The organism is Alkalilimnicola sp. S0819, assembly GCF_009295635.1.
Lineage (GTDB): Bacteria > Pseudomonadota > Gammaproteobacteria > Nitrococcales > WHIW01 > S0819.
In genome coordinates this window covers 1-362 of sequence record NZ_WHIW01000055.1, presented here as the reverse complement: position 1 = coordinate 362, position 362 = coordinate 1, and the positions used below count along the sequence as shown (strand labels likewise).

Below are 362 nucleotides of genomic sequence, written 5' to 3'. Positions count from 1 at the left end.
CTTGCGCCGGAACAGCCAGGCGGCGGCGACGACGCCCAGCAGCCCGCCGTGGAAGGACATCCCGCCTTCCCAGATGCGCAGCAACATCAACGGGTTGGCACTGAAGTTGTTGAAATCGTAGAAGAGGATATAGCCCAGCCGCCCGCCGACCACGGCCCCCAGCGCCAGGTAGAACAGCAGGTCGTCAATCTGCGCCGGTCGCACCGGGCTGTGGGCCGTGCGCGCCCGCAGTCTCCCCAGCCACCAGGCGGCGGCGAAGCCCTCCGCGTACATCAGCCCGTACCAGTGCACGGCCAGGGGCCCCAGGTTGATGGCCACCGGGTCTATGGCGGGGTATTGCAGCATGGTTCTGGAGTTCCTTC

Annotated in this window: 1 protein-coding gene; it reads right to left on the bottom strand. The window is 67.1% G+C overall.

The features are described from left to right. Nucleotides 1–345 (bottom strand): prolipoprotein diacylglyceryl transferase (locus tag GBG68_RS13960; RefSeq protein ID WP_193222353.1); only part of this gene is annotated, 345 nt, incomplete at its 3' end. Between the last annotated feature and the right edge of the window lie 17 nt (nucleotides 346–362).